The organism is Rhizobium sp. BK008 (genome assembly GCF_014197345.1).
Taxonomy (GTDB): Bacteria; Pseudomonadota; Alphaproteobacteria; order Rhizobiales; family Rhizobiaceae; genus Rhizobium; species Rhizobium anhuiense.
Genome location: NZ_JACIFK010000001.1, coordinates 2,206,979 through 2,222,075, shown reverse-complemented (window position 1 = coordinate 2,222,075; position 15,097 = coordinate 2,206,979). Strand labels below are relative to the sequence as shown.

Annotated in this window: 15 protein-coding genes; 3 read left to right on the top strand and 12 right to left on the bottom strand. The window is 62.2% G+C overall.

The genetic code is table 11. The features are described 5' to 3' along the window. Positions 1 to 28: 28 nt before the first annotated feature. Positions 29 to 652: a TIGR00730 family Rossman fold protein gene (locus FHT69_RS10910; RefSeq protein WP_080759971.1), complete on the top strand. Its 624-nt coding sequence runs from the start codon at positions 29 to 31 to the stop codon at positions 650 to 652. 106 nt (positions 653 to 758) lie between these two features. On the opposite strand, the gene rarD is transcribed toward FHT69_RS10910, so the two are convergent. The 7 genes from rarD to cysS all read right to left on the bottom strand — a co-directional run bounded on the left by rarD (position 759) and on the right by cysS (position 7,419). Next, positions 759 to 1,673 (bottom strand): EamA family transporter RarD, encoded by a 915-nt coding sequence (gene rarD / locus FHT69_RS10905; RefSeq protein WP_097595046.1) that lies wholly within the window; start codon positions 1,671 to 1,673, stop codon positions 759 to 761. 189 nt (positions 1,674 to 1,862) lie between these two features. Then, positions 1,863 to 3,476 carry a citramalate synthase gene (gene cimA, locus FHT69_RS10900; protein WP_183905320.1) on the bottom strand — a complete coding sequence of 538 codons (1,614 nt, stop codon included), beginning with the start codon at positions 3,474 to 3,476 and terminating at the stop codon, positions 1,863 to 1,865. 164 nt (positions 3,477 to 3,640) lie between these two features. Continuing rightward, positions 3,641 to 4,600, bottom strand: coding sequence for a prolyl aminopeptidase (gene pip, locus FHT69_RS10895; RefSeq protein ID WP_028756966.1), 960 nt, complete (start codon positions 4,598 to 4,600; stop codon positions 3,641 to 3,643). Beyond that, positions 4,597 to 5,073, bottom strand: a complete 477-nt coding sequence (locus tag FHT69_RS10890; RefSeq protein WP_028756965.1) for a GFA family protein — start codon at positions 5,071 to 5,073, stop codon at positions 4,597 to 4,599. Before FHT69_RS10890 ends, pip begins: the two co-directional genes overlap by 4 nt. Continuing rightward, positions 5,070 to 5,558, bottom strand: a complete 489-nt coding sequence (locus tag FHT69_RS10885; protein WP_183905319.1) for a GFA family protein — start codon at positions 5,556 to 5,558, stop codon at positions 5,070 to 5,072. Before FHT69_RS10885 ends, FHT69_RS10890 begins: the two co-directional genes overlap by 4 nt. Beyond that, complete coding sequence (locus FHT69_RS10880; RefSeq protein WP_063474253.1) at positions 5,555 to 6,031, bottom strand: GFA family protein; 477 nt, start codon at positions 6,029 to 6,031, stop codon at positions 5,555 to 5,557. Before FHT69_RS10880 ends, FHT69_RS10885 begins: the two co-directional genes overlap by 4 nt. Further along, a complete protein-coding gene (gene cysS, locus FHT69_RS10875; protein ID WP_183905318.1) occupies positions 6,028 to 7,419 on the bottom strand; it encodes a cysteine--tRNA ligase in 1,392 nt (463 codons plus the stop codon). Before cysS ends, FHT69_RS10880 begins: the two co-directional genes overlap by 4 nt. Positions 7,420 to 7,717: 298 nt before the next feature. Here cysS and FHT69_RS10870 point away from each other — a divergent pair, with 298 nt between their 5' ends. Then, positions 7,718 to 8,467 (top strand): GH25 family lysozyme, encoded by a 750-nt coding sequence (locus tag FHT69_RS10870; RefSeq protein ID WP_028756961.1) that lies wholly within the window; start codon positions 7,718 to 7,720, stop codon positions 8,465 to 8,467. A gap of 25 nt (positions 8,468 to 8,492) precedes the next feature. Here the strand turns inward: FHT69_RS10870 and FHT69_RS10865 are convergent, their stop codons facing one another. The 4 genes from FHT69_RS10865 to radA all read right to left on the bottom strand — a co-directional run bounded on the left by FHT69_RS10865 (position 8,493) and on the right by radA (position 13,093). Next, entirely contained in the window at positions 8,493 to 9,233 is a 741-nt protein-coding gene (locus tag FHT69_RS10865; RefSeq protein WP_183905317.1) for an SDR family NAD(P)-dependent oxidoreductase, read from the bottom strand. 103 nt (positions 9,234 to 9,336) lie between these two features. After that, positions 9,337 to 10,827 (bottom strand): amidophosphoribosyltransferase, encoded by a 1,491-nt coding sequence (gene purF, locus FHT69_RS10860; protein WP_028756959.1) that lies wholly within the window; start codon positions 10,825 to 10,827, stop codon positions 9,337 to 9,339. 148 nt (positions 10,828 to 10,975) lie between these two features. Continuing rightward, positions 10,976 to 11,602 carry a CvpA family protein gene (locus FHT69_RS10855; protein WP_028756958.1) on the bottom strand — a complete coding sequence of 209 codons (627 nt, stop codon included), beginning with the start codon at positions 11,600 to 11,602 and terminating at the stop codon, positions 10,976 to 10,978. Between the two features lie 90 nt (positions 11,603 to 11,692). Further along, the gene (gene radA / locus FHT69_RS10850; RefSeq protein ID WP_028756957.1) at positions 11,693 to 13,093 is read right to left on the bottom strand and encodes a DNA repair protein RadA; all 1,401 of its coding nucleotides are present in this window, start codon (positions 13,091 to 13,093) and stop codon (positions 11,693 to 11,695) included. A 166-nt stretch (positions 13,094 to 13,259) separates the two neighbouring features. Here radA and FHT69_RS10845 point away from each other — a divergent pair, with 166 nt between their 5' ends. After that, positions 13,260 to 13,895 carry a LysE family translocator gene (locus tag FHT69_RS10845; protein WP_097631074.1) on the top strand — a complete coding sequence of 212 codons (636 nt, stop codon included), beginning with the start codon at positions 13,260 to 13,262 and terminating at the stop codon, positions 13,893 to 13,895. Between the two features lie 10 nt (positions 13,896 to 13,905). Here the strand turns inward: FHT69_RS10845 and alr are convergent, their stop codons facing one another. Further along, positions 13,906 to 15,069 (bottom strand): alanine racemase, encoded by a 1,164-nt coding sequence (alr, locus tag FHT69_RS10840; RefSeq protein WP_018241436.1) that lies wholly within the window; start codon positions 15,067 to 15,069, stop codon positions 13,906 to 13,908. Positions 15,070 to 15,097 lie beyond the last annotated feature (28 nt).

Sequence of the window (15,097 nt, the reverse complement as noted above, 5' to 3'; positions counted from 1 at the left end):
CATTGAAATGGAATAGTTGTTTGCCTCTATGACCGAACAATCTGTATCGATTCGATCCATCTGCGTTTACTGCGGCTCAAGGCCGGGACGCGATCCTTCCCACATGGCGGCCGGGCGTGCTCTCGGAAGAGAGATCGCCGAATACGGCCTGCGCCTCGTCTATGGCGGGGGTACCAAAGGCATCATGGGCGCGGTTGCGAGCGGTGTTCTTTCAGGCGGCGGTCAGGTGACGGGCATCATTCCCGAATTCCTGATCGATATGGAAGCGACTCGCCACTCGCTCGGTCAGCTCAACGAACTCATTGTAACCCCTGACATGCATGCGCGCAAACACACCATGTTCGAGCGCTCCGATGCTTTCGTCGCTTTGCCCGGCGGCATCGGGACGCTGGAGGAGATCGTCGAGATCATGACCTGGGCGCAGCTCGGCCGCCACGAGAAGCCGATGGTCTTCGCCAACATCAACGGTTTCTGGGATCCGATGATGGAACTGATGCGCCATATGACCGAAGAGGGCTTCCTGCACACCGCCCACCGGGTTCAGCCGCTCGTCGTCGACGAGATCTCCGGCATCATCCCGGCGATCATGGCCCAGGCAGCCCAGCTCGCCGCCGATCGTGACGGCGAGGAGGACGTGATTTCGAAGATGTAGGGTTTCAATGCAGGTCGCCCCAGCGGTTTTGGGACAACGGCATGCATAGAACAAAGACCTGAAGCGCGTCGCGTGACTCCGGTTTGACGCGACGCCCTTTGGCGCTTCAGCGTCCGCGGCTCCCCTTCAGCATCGACCAGCTATAGAGGAACAGCCCCGCCCAGATCAGCGGGAAGGCGATCATGCGCGCCGTGCCGAGTGGCTCGTGGAAGACGAAAACCGCGATCAGGAAGATCATTGTCGGCGCGATATACTGCATGATGCCGATCGTCGAGAGCTTCAGGAGCTTGGCGCCGTTCGCATAGATCATCAGCGGCACGGCGGTGATGACGCCGCAGCCGAGCAGCAGGGTCGTGTCGGCAAGGCCGGTGCGGTAGAGATGACCCTGGCCGCTGCCGAATTCGAGATAGAGGATGTAGAGCAGGGCCGGGCCGCTCAGGATCAGCACTTCGAGGAAGAAGCCCTGGTTCGGCCCGAGCGGCAGCGTCTTGCGCAGCAGGGCATAAAAACCCCAGCTGATTGCCAGCGTCAGCGCCACCCACGGGATGCCGCCGCTATCCAGCGCGAGAACGGCGACGGCGAGGGCTGCCAGTCCGATCGCCGCCATCTGCAGCGGCTGCAGCTTTTCCTTGAGGATCACCGCGCCGAGAAAGATGCTGAACAGCGGATTGATGAAATAGCCAAGCGCCGCATCGAGCGAATGGCCGGCGCCGATCGCCCAGACATAGGTGCCCCAGTTGACGGTGATCAGCGACGCCGTCAGCGCCCCCATCGCCAGCATGCGCGGCGAGCGGAGCGCGGCACGGATATCCCCGGTGCGTCCGAGCACGACCAGCACTAGGCCTGCCAGCGGCAGCGACCAGACGATGCGATGGGCGATCACCTCGGCCGGCGAAATATGCGCCACCGCCTTCATGTAGATCGGCAGGAAGCCCCAGAGCAGATAGGCCGTCAGCGCGAAGGCGAACCCGCGCGGACTGTCTTCGTTCTTGGCCAACGGAAGGGATGCATCGGTCGACATCGGTGTTTCCATCTTTGTTCTTCTTCTGATCCGGCCTAGCTTAAGCGCCGTGAATAGGCCAATTCATTTCGTTGAATGAAGGGTGAGAAGATCTGAAGCGCAAGACGCCGGCCGGCATCGGCCGCGGCGACGCCCGAAGGGGACGAACGGTATTTGGATGGGTCTTGTCGCCGAACCGGCGGAATAGACTTATTCCGCCGCGATCTTGCCCGCCAGCTGCCGGTTCTTCATCAGCTTATAGATGACTGAATCCATCAGCGCCTGGAACGAAGCGTCGATGATGTTCTCCGAGACGCCGACCGTCCACCAGCGCACGCCGTCGCTGTCGGTGGATTCGATCAGCACGCGGGTGATCGCCTCCGTGCCGCCATTGAGGATACGCACCTTGAAATCGGCGAGCACCAGATCGTCGATCTCGTGCTGGTACTTGCCGAAATCCTTGCGCAGCGCGAGGTCGAGCGCGTTGACGGGACCTTCGGCATCGGCAACCGACATCAGCGTTTGGCCGTCGATGGTAATCTTGACCACCGCTTCCGAGACGATCTTCACACGGCCAAGACTGTCGAAGCGGCGCTCGATCATGACGCGGAAGCCGTCGATGGTGAAGAATTCGGGGATCGTGCCGAGCGTGCGGCGCGCCAGCAGCTCGAAGCTCGCATCCGCGCCCTCATAGGCATAGCCCGTCGCCTCGCGTTCCTTGACGATCGAGATCAGCAGGTCGAGCTTCGGATCGTCCTTGGCGACCTCGATGCCGCGCCGTTTCAACGCATTGATGAAGTTTGCCTTGCCGCCCTGGTCCGACACCATGACCTTGCGGAAATTGCCGACGCTTTCCGGCGGCACATGTTCATAGGTGCGCGGATCCTTGAGCAGCGCCGAGGCGTGGATGCCGGCCTTGGTGGCGAAGGCGGAAGCGCCGACATAGGGCATCTGGTGATCGGGCGAGCGGTTGAGCAACTCGTCGAAGGCATGCGAGAGCCGGGTGAGATTGAGCAGCCGCTCCTCGTCAATCGCCGTTTCGAAACGTGTATTGTAGGCGCTCTTCAGCGCCAAGGTCGGGATCAGTGTCACCAGATTGGCATTGCCGCAGCGCTCGCCGATGCCGTTCAGCGTGCCCTGGATCTGCCGGACGCCGGCTTCGACTGCGGCAAGCGAATTGGCGACCGCCTGGCCGGTGTCGTTATGCGCATGGATTCCAAGACAGTGGCCGGGAACGCCTGAGGCGATCACCGCCTCGACGATCGCCCGCACCTCCGGGGGCTGCGTGCCGCCATTGGTATCGCAGAGCACGACCCAGCGTGCGCCGCTCTCATAGGCCGTCTTGGCGCAGGCGAGCGCATAGGCCGGATTGGCCTTGAAGCCGTCGAAGAAATGCTCGCAATCGACGATCGCCTCCTTGCCGGCGCCGACCGCCGCTTTGACGCTTTCGCCGATGCATTCGAGGTTTTCTTCATTGGTGCAGCCGAGCGCCACCGCGACGTGATAGTCCCAGCTCTTGGCGACGAAACAGATGGCGTCGCTCTTGGCCTGCAAGAGCCCCGCTATGCCGGGATCGTTGGACACCGAAACGCCTGCCCGTTTCGTCATGCCGAAGGCGACGAAACTGGCCCGGCTGGTGCGCTTCTCGCCGAAGAAGGCAGTATCCGTCGGATTGGCGCCGGGATATCCGCCCTCGACATAATCAAGGCCGAACTCGTCCAGCATGGCGGCGATCGCAATCTTATCCTCGACGGAGAAATCGATGCCGGGCGTCTGCTGCCCGTCCCGGAGCGTCGTGTCAAAGAGATAGATGCGTTCTTTCATGTCGTTTCCTCCCGCCAAGCGGGTGTTGTTTCTGTCGTGCGGATGCCCCCTCATCCGCGCTACGGGCACCTTCTCTCCGAGGGGAGAAGGGTAGCCACGTCGTTCGCCTTGTCCCCTCTCCCCTCGGGGAGAGGGTTAGGGTGAGGGGGGCTTCACGGTGTGGCTTATGCCTTCCCGGCAAACTGATCCGTCGCCCGGATCAGCCGATCGAGAATCCCGGGCTCCGAATAGGCATGGCCCGCACCCTCGATCAGATGGAACTCCGCCTTCGGCCAGGCCTTGTGCAACTGCCAGGCATATCTAGCCGGGCAGGGCATGTCGTAGCGGCCATGCACGATGACGCCGGGAATATCCTTGAGCCTGCCGGCATCGCGGATCAGCTGTCCCTCGTCCATCCAGCCGGCATTGACGAAGAAATGGTTCTCGATGCGCGCAAAGGCATAGGCGAATTCCGGCTCCTCGAACTTGCCGCTCGTCGAAGGTTCGGGCAGCAGCGTGATCGTTTCGCCTTCCCAGATACTCCAGGCCTGCGCGGCCTCGAGGCGCACCTTCCTATCCTCGTGCGTCAGGCGGCGATGATAGGCATGCATCATCTCATGCCGCTCTTCCGGCGGAATGGGAGCGATGAAGCGCTCCCACTTATCCGGGAACATTTCCGAGACGCCGAATTGATAGTACCAGTCGAGCTCGGCCTTGGTCAGCGTGTAGATACCGCGCAGGATGAGCTCGGACACGTGCTGCGGATGCGTCTCGGCATAGGCGAGCGCCAGCGTAGAACCCCAGGAGCCGCCGAACACCTGCCAGCTGTCGACGCCGGCCATTTCGCGCAGCCGCTCGATATCGGCGACGAGGTGCCAGGTCGTGTTGGCATTGAGATCCGCATGCGGCGTCGACCTGCCGCAACCGCGCTGGTCGAACAGCATGACGTCGTAAAGCGCGGGATCGAAAAGCCGGCGGTGTGCGGGCGAAAAACCGCCGCCCGGACCGCCATGGAGGAAGACGGCGGGCTTGGCGCCAGGCGTACCGGAGCGCTCCCAATAGATCACATGGCCATCGCCGACATCGAGATGGCCGGACGCATAGGGTTCGATTTCCGGATAGAGCGTGCGCAGGATCTCGGTCATATCTTCACGCCTTTCGCGGGCCAGACTTCTGTGTCGTGATCGGGATGCTGGAAGGAGATGATCGCCTCCTGCCGGGCGTAGAAATCCTGATCCTTCAGCACCGGCGCCTTGAAGATTTCCTCGACCCAGGGCAGGCGGGCCTCGTAGTTGACCTGGATCAGCGGTGCGAGGTCGCTGCGGTCGTCGAAGGTGCCGATCGCAAGCTCCAGTCCGCCCGGATGACGATAGGTCATCGGGGTGCCGCAATTGCTGCAGAAGCCGCGATCGATATTGACCGAGGACTGGAAGTAGCTCGGCTCGCCGCGCGTCCACTCCATGCCTTCCTCAGGCGCGGTGACGAGCGCCGAGAAAAAGCCGCCGAACTGCTTCTGGCACATGCGGCAATGGCAGATCGAGGGACGCCCCAACTTGCCTGAGATGCGGAAGCGCACGGCGCCGCACTGGCATCCGCCTGTCTTGATCGTGTCCGTCATGAGGTCTCTCCGAAAGGCCAGCTTTTCGTGTCGTGGTCGGGGTGCTGATGATTGCTCGCCGCGATCGCATTCTCGCGGTCGGGCGTCTCAGGCTCCGGTTCGAGCGGCAGGCCGTCCAGCGCATGAAACCAGGACATCTTCTGGCCGGTATTCGATTGCGCCACCGGCCTGACCGCGTCGGGCTCGTCGAGCGAGCCGAGCGTGAGGTTGATGAAGCCTTCGCCCGGAATGTCGTAGAACAGCGGCGTGCCGCAATCGCCGCAGAAACCGCGCCGCACCAGATCCGAGGACTGGAACCATTTTGGCGCGCCGCGCGTCATGGTGAAATCGCTGCGCTTCACGCCGGCCAGCGGCATGAAATAATTGCCGGCCGCCTTCTGACACATGCGGCAATGGCAAAGATGGGGATAGCCGAGTTCGCCTTTGGCGCGGTAACGCACCGCCCCGCATTGGCACCCGCCGCTTTTGTCCGTTTCCGTCGTCATTCGAGCTCCTTGGGGGGGCATGCCTGCGTCTCATGATCTGGATGCTGGTAGGAGACAAGCTCGAGCAGGAAGGGAGCGGCTTGCACATCCTCCTCCGTCCTGTGCCCCGGCAATTCGTGCAGATGATCGACGAAACCGATCTTGCCCTCGACGCCGAATTGGACCAGCGGCGGAAACGCCGAAGGATCGTCGAAGGCGCCCGCGGCAATCGCCATTCCATCCGGCGCTTCGTAGGTGAGCGGCGTGCCGCAATCGCCGCAGAAGCCGCGCTCGACGAAATTGGAAGAGCGAAATCTTTTCCGCTCTCCGCGGGTCCATTCGAAATCGGCACCGCGCACCGAGACCAGCGGCGCATAATAAGCCCCGAACGCCTTCTGGCACATGCGGCAATGACAGATCGACGAATCCTTGATGTCCCCGCTGACCCGGAAACGGATCGTCCCGCATTGGCAGCCGCCGGTGTAGGTGGTCATCTCTTGACCTCCCACGTCGTCACGCGCTCGCCTGTCACCGGATCCTTGCCGTCTTTCAGCTGGATACCCTTTGCCGTCAGTTCGTCGCGGATCTTGTCGGCCTCGGTGAAGTTCTTCGCCTTCAGCATTTCGAGACGCATGGCGACCAGCGCATCGATCGCCGATGCGACGGCTTCGTCGATCTCCGTCTTTTTCGGCAGCAGGCCCAGAAGGTCGGCCGTTGCCGCAAAGGTGGCGCCCACGGCGGGATCCGTATGGGCGGCCTGCGCCAGTGCATGCAATGCCTGCACCGCCGCCACCGTGTTGAGATCGTCCGCCAGCGCATTCAGCACGCTTTCATCGGGCGCCGCGTCGCCGGCTTCTGTGGCCGGCCATTTGGCGAGCAGACGTTCGGCCTCTTCCAGTCGCTTGATCGAGAAATCGATCGGCTCGCGGTAATGCGTCATCAGCATGGCAAGGCGCAGCACCTGGCCCGGCCATTGGCGGCCGCCGAAAGTATCCGTGTGCAGCAATTCGTGGATGGTGACGAAATTGCCTTCGGATTTCGACATCTTGCGGCCTTCGACCTGCAGGAACCCGTTATGCATCCAGACATTCGCCATCACTTGGGTACCATGGGCGCAGCGCGACTGGGCGATCTCGTTTTCATGGTGCGGGAAGATCAGGTCCAGCCCGCCGCCGTGAATGTCGAAGACATCGCCGAGATAACGCTTGCTCATCGCAGAGCATTCGATGTGCCATCCAGGCCGGCCGCGGCCCCACGGGCTCTCCCAGCCGGGCTCGTTGTGGCTCGACAGTTTCCAGAGCACGAAATCGCCCGGGTTCTTCTTATGCGCGTCGACGGCGATGCGCGCACCTGCCTGCTGCTCGTCGAGCGGACGCTTCGAAAGCTGACCGTAATCCGCCATGGATTTGGTGTCGAACAGCACTTCGCCCGATGCGACATAGGCATGGCCGTTACCGATCAGCTTCTCGATGATCTCGATCATCTCGGCGATGTTGTCGGTGGCGCGCGGTTCGAAATCCGGCTCCAGGCAGCCGAGTTCGGCGACATCGGCGTGAAATTGCGTTTCGGTTTTTTCGGTGACCGCGCGGATCGCCTCATTGAGTGGCAGGCCCGGGTGGTCCCGAAGTGCGCGCGCATTGATCTTGTCATCGACGTCGGTGATGTTGCGGGCGTAAATGACGTGGTCTTTGCCGTAGACATGACGCAGCAGCCGGAACAGCACATCGAAGACGATGACCGGCCGGGCATTGCCGATATGAGCGAAGTCATAGACGGTCGGCCCGCAGACATACATGCGGACAGCGTCGGGATCGATCGGCGAAAACACCGATTTTTCCCGTGTCAGCGTGTTGTACAGCTTCAGTTCCGGCGTCGCGTCCATTCCACTCTCCCAAAGGCACGATCAGAAAAATAATGCGACCGGCGGACCGGGGCGTTTCGCATCTTGACTATTTGGGAGACGAAAACGGCCGGGCCAGCGCTCGCGCTAGCGAATAATCTTCCGGCAGATAATGCAGATAACCGTTTTCATGGCGGGTTTTATGGCCCGGTTCGCGCTTCCGGTCAAGGGGGACGAAGAGCGATCGGCGGCAACAGGATCCATCCATCCGATTCTGCCATTTTCGCGGCGCAAATCTCGCATAGCCAGATGAGAAGTTGTCGAAAATTGGGGGGAAGGGATGCGGAAACTGGCTCGATCGACGATCGGAGCAACTGCAATTCTGGTGGTCGCATTCGCGGCATATCTGGCATACGATTTCGGGATGCTTCGCTTCAACAATCCCTCTCTCGACAGCTATCCGATCCAAGGCATCGATGTCAGCCATCACCAGGGTGATATCGATTGGAAGGCGGTCGCTACGCAGGCGAATGTCCGCTTCGCCTTCATGAAGGCGACCGAAGGGGGAGATCATCGGGATTCCAAATTCGCCGACAACTGGCAGCGCGCCAGAGATGCCGGCGTGGTCAGGGGCGCTTATCATTTCTTCACCTTCTGCCGCCCGGGCAGGGATCAGGCGCAGAATGTCCTGGCGACCGTGCCGAAGGAGCAGGGAACCCTGCCCATCGCCGTCGATCTGGAGTTTGTCGGCAATTGCAACAGAGTCCCGACGCTCGAGGAAATGGCGGCCGAGGTGAGCGCCTTCTTCGCCGAACTGAAAGTCACCTTTCCCGAAAAGCCTATCTTTTACGTCACGCAGGAATTCTTCGATCAATATCTGAAAGGCAATGAATCCCGCTTCCCCGATCATTACCTGTGGCTGCGAAGCGTGTTCAGGGAGCCGAGGCAGGAAGAATGCAGCCGTTGGTCGATCTGGCAATTTGCCGATAACGGCACATTGGACGGCATTCAGGGACCGGTGGATCTCAACGTCCTATGCCCGTCGGAAACGGGCCTGGCGCATCTGTTCCCGGCCGTTGCTGCGAAGTGAGACGTCTATAGCGCCGCGCGTCTTTCTATTCCGGCAGCCGGTAATCGACGAGCTTGTTTTCCCGCACCATAAACAGTTTGCCCGTCTCCGTTACTCCGGGACCGAGCAACGGCAGGATCGCCTTCGCCACTTCGGATGGATGCGGCAATGTCTGCGGATCTTCGCCGGGGACCGCCTGCGCCCGCATCGCGGTGCGTGTCGCGCCGGGATCGACGCTGGTGATCCGCAGCGATGTGCTTTGACTTTCGCCCGCCCATGTGCGCGCCAGCGCCTCGACGGCGGCCTTGGAGGCAGAATAGGCGCCCCAGAAGGGGCGGCATTTATGGGCAGCGCCTGAAGACAGGATGACCGCTCGGCCGGCATCGGAACGGGCGAGCAGCGGATCGACCGAGCGGATCAGCCGCCATGTCGCGGTGACGTTGATGCTCATCACCTTCTCGAACACTTTCGCTTCGATATGGCCGATCGGCGAAATGACGCCGAGCACGCCGGCATTGGCGACGAGGATGTCGAGCTTGCCCCAGCGCTCGAAGATCGAGCCGCCGAGCGCATCGATCGCATTCATGTCGGCAAGGTCGAAGGGCACGAGCGTCGCCGTGCCGCCGACGGCCTTGATCGCATCGTCGAGATCCTCGAGCCCGCCGACCGTGCGGGCGCAGGCAATCACATGGGCGCCGGCTTTGGCCAGTTCCAGCGCCGTGAAATAGCCGATGCCGCGCGACGCGCCGGTGACGAGTGCGATCTTGCCCTCAAGATTGATGTTCATGATGTCGTATTCCCCGACGAAGGGAGAGGGGTGCGGTGAACCCCTCCGAATGGATGATAGGAAAGCCGGCCCCCGTCAGCCGTTGCTTGCCAGCCGTTACTGGTCAGCCGTTGCTGGCAAGCATCGAAAGCTTGTTGCCCATCGACTCGCCGTTCTTGTCGAGTAGGCGGGTCGGGTAGTCACCGGTGAAATAGTGATCGGTGAATTGCGGCCGGGCCGGATTGCGATCCTCGCCGCCGACGGCGCGGTAAAGCCCGTTGATCGACAGGAAAGCCAGCGAATCCGCACCGATATATTTGGCCATGGCTTCGACATCGGCATACTGGTTTGCCAGCAGCTTTTCGGCATCGGGCGTGTCGATGCCGTAGAAATCCGGGAAGAAGATCATCGGGCTTGCGACGCGGACATGGACTTCGCGCGCGCCGGCTTCGCGGATCATCTGGACGATCTTGAGAGAGGTCGTGCCGCGCACGATGGAATCGTCCACCAGCACCACACGCTTGCCTTCGATCATCGCCCGGTTGGCCGAATGCTTCAGCTTTACGCCGAAGGCGCGGATCTGCTGCGTCGGCTCGATGAAGGTGCGGCCGACATAATGGTTGCGGATGATACCGTATTCGAAGGGAATGCCGCTCTGCTGGGCATAGCCGAGCGCTGCGGGCGTGCCGCCATCCGGCACCGGCACGATCACGTCGGCATCGACGGGCGATTCCTTGGCGAGGTTCATGCCCATGTTCTTGCGCGTCGTATAGACGTTGCGGCCGCCGACGACCGAGTCCGGCCGGGCGAAATAGACATATTCGAACAGGCAGAGGCGCTCCGGCTGCGGCTTGCTGGGCTTGCGCGCATCGATGCTGATCGAGCCGTCGGGCTGGATTTCGCAGATGACGACTTCGCCGTTTTCCACGTCGCGGATGAACTTGGCGCCGATGATATCGAGCGCGCAGGTTTCGGAGCAGAAGATCGGCTTGCCGTCGAGTTCGCCCAGCACGAGCGGGCGGATGCCTGTGGGGTCACGGGCGGCAATCAGCTTCGTGCGCGTCATGGCGAGCATCGAATAGCCGCCTTCCATCTGGCGGATCGCATCGATGAAGCGGTCGGATGTGGACGCATGGCGCGAGCGGGCAATGAGGTGGAGGACAACTTCCGTGTCGGAGGTGGACTGACAGATGGCGCCGGTGGCGATGATCTGGCGGCGCAGCGTCAACCCGTTGGTGAAATTGCCGTTATGGGCAATGGCGATGCCGCCTTCTTCCAGTTCGGCAAAGAGCGGCTGCACGTTGCGCATGGCCACTTCGCCTGTCGTCGAGTAGCGCGTATGGCCGATCGACATGCTGCCGGGCAGGCGGGCGAGCGTCATCGGATTGGTATAGTGGTCGCCGACGAGGCCCATATGGCGCTCTTGATAAAAGCGCTTGCCGTCGAAGGAGACGATGCCGGCCGCTTCCTGTCCGCGATGCTGAAGCGCATGCAGGCCAAGCGCCGTGAGCGCTGCGGCATCGGGATGTCCCAAAATTCCGAATACCCCGCATTCTTCATGCAGCGTATCTCCGTCGAGCGGATCGTCGGTCGGGATGGCATGGGACTGGTTCATTTCTGCGGGCCTCTGCTCTCACAAGAATGGATCGGCATTTCCAGAAATAACGGAAGCCCGGCGGAGCTGGAATGCCCGACCGGACCCTCATTCACATTCCGCTCAAATGGCAATTGCCTTAAGGCGGGTCAAGCTCTTGAACACTGTGTCAATTCGCCGGCTGCTGTGCGCCGTCTGCAGGCGCATTCGGTGCGTCTTCCGCCGGAGCCTGGTCGCCCGTCGGCGGCGTGGTACCCTCAGTGCCCTGTGCCTGCGGCTGAAGCTTATCACGGATGCTCGCCGGTATCATCTGGGCAAATTGCTCCGGCAGAGCCGATTTCAGCTTCACGACCATCGAATCCAGGAAGGGCTTCGATTTGGCTTCGTTGACCCAGGCCGGGCGGTGATCGACATCGACCAGCCAGTTCCAGAAGGCGACGGCAACGACAAGCAGCAGCACGCCGCGGGCTGCCCCGAACAGGAAACCGAGCGTGCGATCAAGCGCGCCGACGCGGCTGTCGATGATGAAATCGGCGATCTTCATCGTGATGAAGGAGATGACGATGAGCGCGATCAGGAAGACGACCGCTGCCGAACCGATGATCGCAATGCGGTCGTCATCGGTGTATTTCTTCGCATAGGGCAGCAGGTAGGGATAGAGGTAGTAGGCCGCCGCCGCCGAACCGCCCCAACTCGCGATCGAGAGGATCTCGCGCGAAAAGCCGCGGACCATCGCCAGCACGGCGGAGAAGAGCACGACGCCGATGACAATACCGTCGAAAATCGTAATGGGCATGTATATTCAACTCCAGGACTGCCGCTTGGCGGCCGTGTCGTGCCTTATCGTGTGCCTCCTATATCATCACCAATCTTGGCAATGAAAGGATCAAACCTCGTCTTCCACACGCAACGCCCCCTTCGACCCGGCGATGCGCGCGACCAGATCCGGCAGGCTTTCGACCTCGCTCCAGCGCCCGCCGGAACCCTTCGGCAATTCGGCGGAGGCGGATGGAAGCAATGCCGCGGAAAAACCCAGCTTCTCGGCTTCCTTGAGGCGCTGGGCGGTGTGCGCAACCGGCCGGATGGCGCCCGACAGGCTGACTTCGCCGAAATAGACGCAATCGGCAGGAAGGGCAATACCGGCAAGCGAGGAAACGAGCGCCGAAGCGACGGCCAGATCGGCGGCCGGTTCGGTGATGCGGTAACCGCCGGCGACGTTGAGGTAGACGTCGTGCTGGCCGAGCCGGACGCCGCAATGGGCTTCGAGCACGGCCAGGATCATCGACAGCCTGGCCGAATCCCAGCCGACCACGGCGCGCCGCGGCGTGCCGAGTGAGGTCGGCGCCACCAGCGCCTGCACCTCGACGAGCACCGGACGTGTGCCCTCCATGCCGGCAAAGACGGCAGCGCCCGGCGATTTCTCGTTGCGCTCGCCGAGGAAGAGTTCCGAGGGATTGGCGACTTCGCGCAAGCCCTTGTCGGACATTTCGAAGACGCCGATCTCGTCGGTCGGTCCGAAGCGGTTCTTGACCGTGCGCAGGATGCGGTAGTGATGGCCGCGATCGCCTTCGAAATAGAGCACGGCATCGACCATGTGCTCGACGACGCGCGGGCCGGCGATCTGCCCGTCCTTGGTCACATGCCCGACGAGCACCATGGCGGCCCCCGTCTGCTTGGCGAAACGGATCATCGCCTGCACGCCGGTGCGCACCTGCGTCACCGTTCCCGGCGCGGATTCGGCCAGTTCGCTCCACAGCGTCTGGATGGAATCGATGATGACGAGATCCGGCCGCTTGCCCTCGGCGAGGGTCGCCAGAATATCCTCGACATTGGTTTCGGCCGCCAGCATCACGTCGGTATCGGCCGCCGCGAGGCGTTGCGCCCGCAGCCGGACCTGCGCCACGGCTTCTTCGCCGGAGACGTAGATGATCTTGTGGCCGCGCCGTGCAAGGGCGGCGGCCGCCTGCATCAGCAGCGTCGATTTGCCGATGCCGGGATCGCCGCCGATCAGCACCGCCGAGCCGCGCACGAAGCCGCCGCCAAGCGCCCGATCGAGCTCCGACATGGCGGTGTGGATGCGCGGCGCCTCCTCGATCTCGCCGGATAGCGCCGTCAGCGCCACCGGGCGGCCCTTTTTCGGCGTCTTGCCCGGACCGGAGCCGATCCCGCCCATCGGGTCCTCTTCGACGATGGTGTTCCACTCGCCGCAGTTTTCGCATTTGCCGGCCCAGCGGTTATGAACCGTGCCGCAATTCTGGCAGATGAATTGTGTCCTGGCCTTCGCCATCAATTACTCTTTCAGTCCGGATTCCCGAGGCAAGCAGACGCGCCGCTTCATCGAATCATTGTCGTGCTTGAGATAATGGCTATCGCGACGGATCAAAACTAATGATTTCCCCATCAGCGCGCGCCGTGCCTATCCTTTGTTCTCTGCTTATCCGGAACGGTGGAAGATGTTCGATTATTCGCTCGCGCACTGGCTTGCATTTCTGTCGGCTGCGGTTTTGCTCAACCTCTCGCCCGGCCCCGACATCGCCTTCATCCTCGGTCACACGATGAGAGGCGGAAAACGTGCAGGTTTTTCCGCGTTGTTCGGTGTCTGGTCTGGCGCCTGCCTGCACGTGCTGATGGCGGCACTCGGCCTTTCCGCCGTGCTTGCCGCTTCCGCCGCCGCCTTCTCGACGGTCAAATGGATCGGCGCCGCCTATCTCGTCTGGCTGGGCATCCAGGCGTTGCGCGCCGGCGGCGGCAATGGACTGATAAAGGCTGCCGGTGAAGAAATGCCGGGCGCAAGGATCTACCGGCAGGGAATCCTGGTGTCGTTGCTCAATCCGAAGGTGGCGATCTTCTTCCTGGCCTTCCTGCCGCAATTCGTCGTCGAAGGGGCAGGACCGGCATGGGCCCAACTCCTGCTGCATGGCGGGCTTATCATTGTCGTCGCTGCCTTCATCGAGCCGCCGCTCGTCCTTCTCGGCGGGCGCCTTGCCGATGCGCTCAGGCATAATCAGAAAGTCGGGCTATGGCTCGATCGCAGCCTCGGCGCGCTTTTCGTAGCGCTCGGCGTCCGCCTTGCGCTCAGCAGCCGTTGACGGGCGAACTCTACTCCTCGGCGACATAGCGCCGCTCATGGCGGAGCCCCATGCTGGTCAGGATCTCGTATCCGATCGTGCCTGCTGCCCGCGCCACGTCGTCGACTGGCATATTCTTGCCGAACAGCTCGACATAATCCCCGGCGCGCACGGCATTGTCAGGCAGGTCGGTGATATCGAAGATCGTCAGGTCCATGGTGATCCGGCCGGCAACCGGCACCTTGTGTCCGGCGATAAAGCCTTGCCCGCCTTGCGGCACCGCTTGGCGCAGCGGCACGCCGCCGCTCGACTGGCTGCGCATATAGCCGTCGGCATAACCGGCCGAGGCGATCGCCAGCCGGCTTTTGCGGTTGAGCTGCAGCGCCCGCCCATAGCTGACGGTCTCGCCGGCCTCGACATTTCGCACCTGGATGATGCGCGCTTCCGCGGTTGCCACCGGCCGCATCGGGTTCGTCATGCCGCAGACCGCTTCGCCGCCATAGAGCGCAATGCCGGGGCGGGTCAGGTCGAAGTGATAATCCTCGCCGAGAAAGATGCCGGCCGAGGCCGCAAGACTTGAATCGATGCCTTCATAGGCGGCGCTAACCCTGTGGAATGATTCGAGCTGCCGCCGGTTCATCGCATGGCTGGGATCGTCGCCGCAGGCGAGATGGCTCATGACAAGCACCGGCGCGAAACTCGCCGGCCGCGAAACATCGTCGACGAGCGCGATCGCATCGTCGATATGTAGTCCGAGCCGATTGAAACCGGTATCGACATGCAGCGCGCAGGGGTAGTCGCCGTAATCGGCCAGCACCGCCATCCAGAAGGCGAGTTGCTCGTCGGAAGAAATCACCGGCACCAGATCATTGTCGAAGAAGCGTCGCTCGGTGCCCGGCCAGATGCCGGAGAGCACGAAGATGCGCGCCTCCGGCGCATAGAGGCGAAGGGTGACGCCCTCGTCGACGGTCGCGACGAAGAAGTCGCGGGCGCCTGCCATATAGAGCGCTTCGCCGGCATCCTCGATGCCCATGCCATAGGCATCCGCCTTGACGACGGCCGAGGCGCGCGCTGCACCGGAGCGGCGCGCCATATCGCGCCAGTTCTCCGTAAGCGCGGTCAAGTCGACGGTCAGCCGCAGGCCTGCGGAAGCGAAAAGATCGTCGTCGTCGAAGGGAATGGGAAAATCTGTCATGAATCGCCGTGAAGAAATGAAGGGAAAA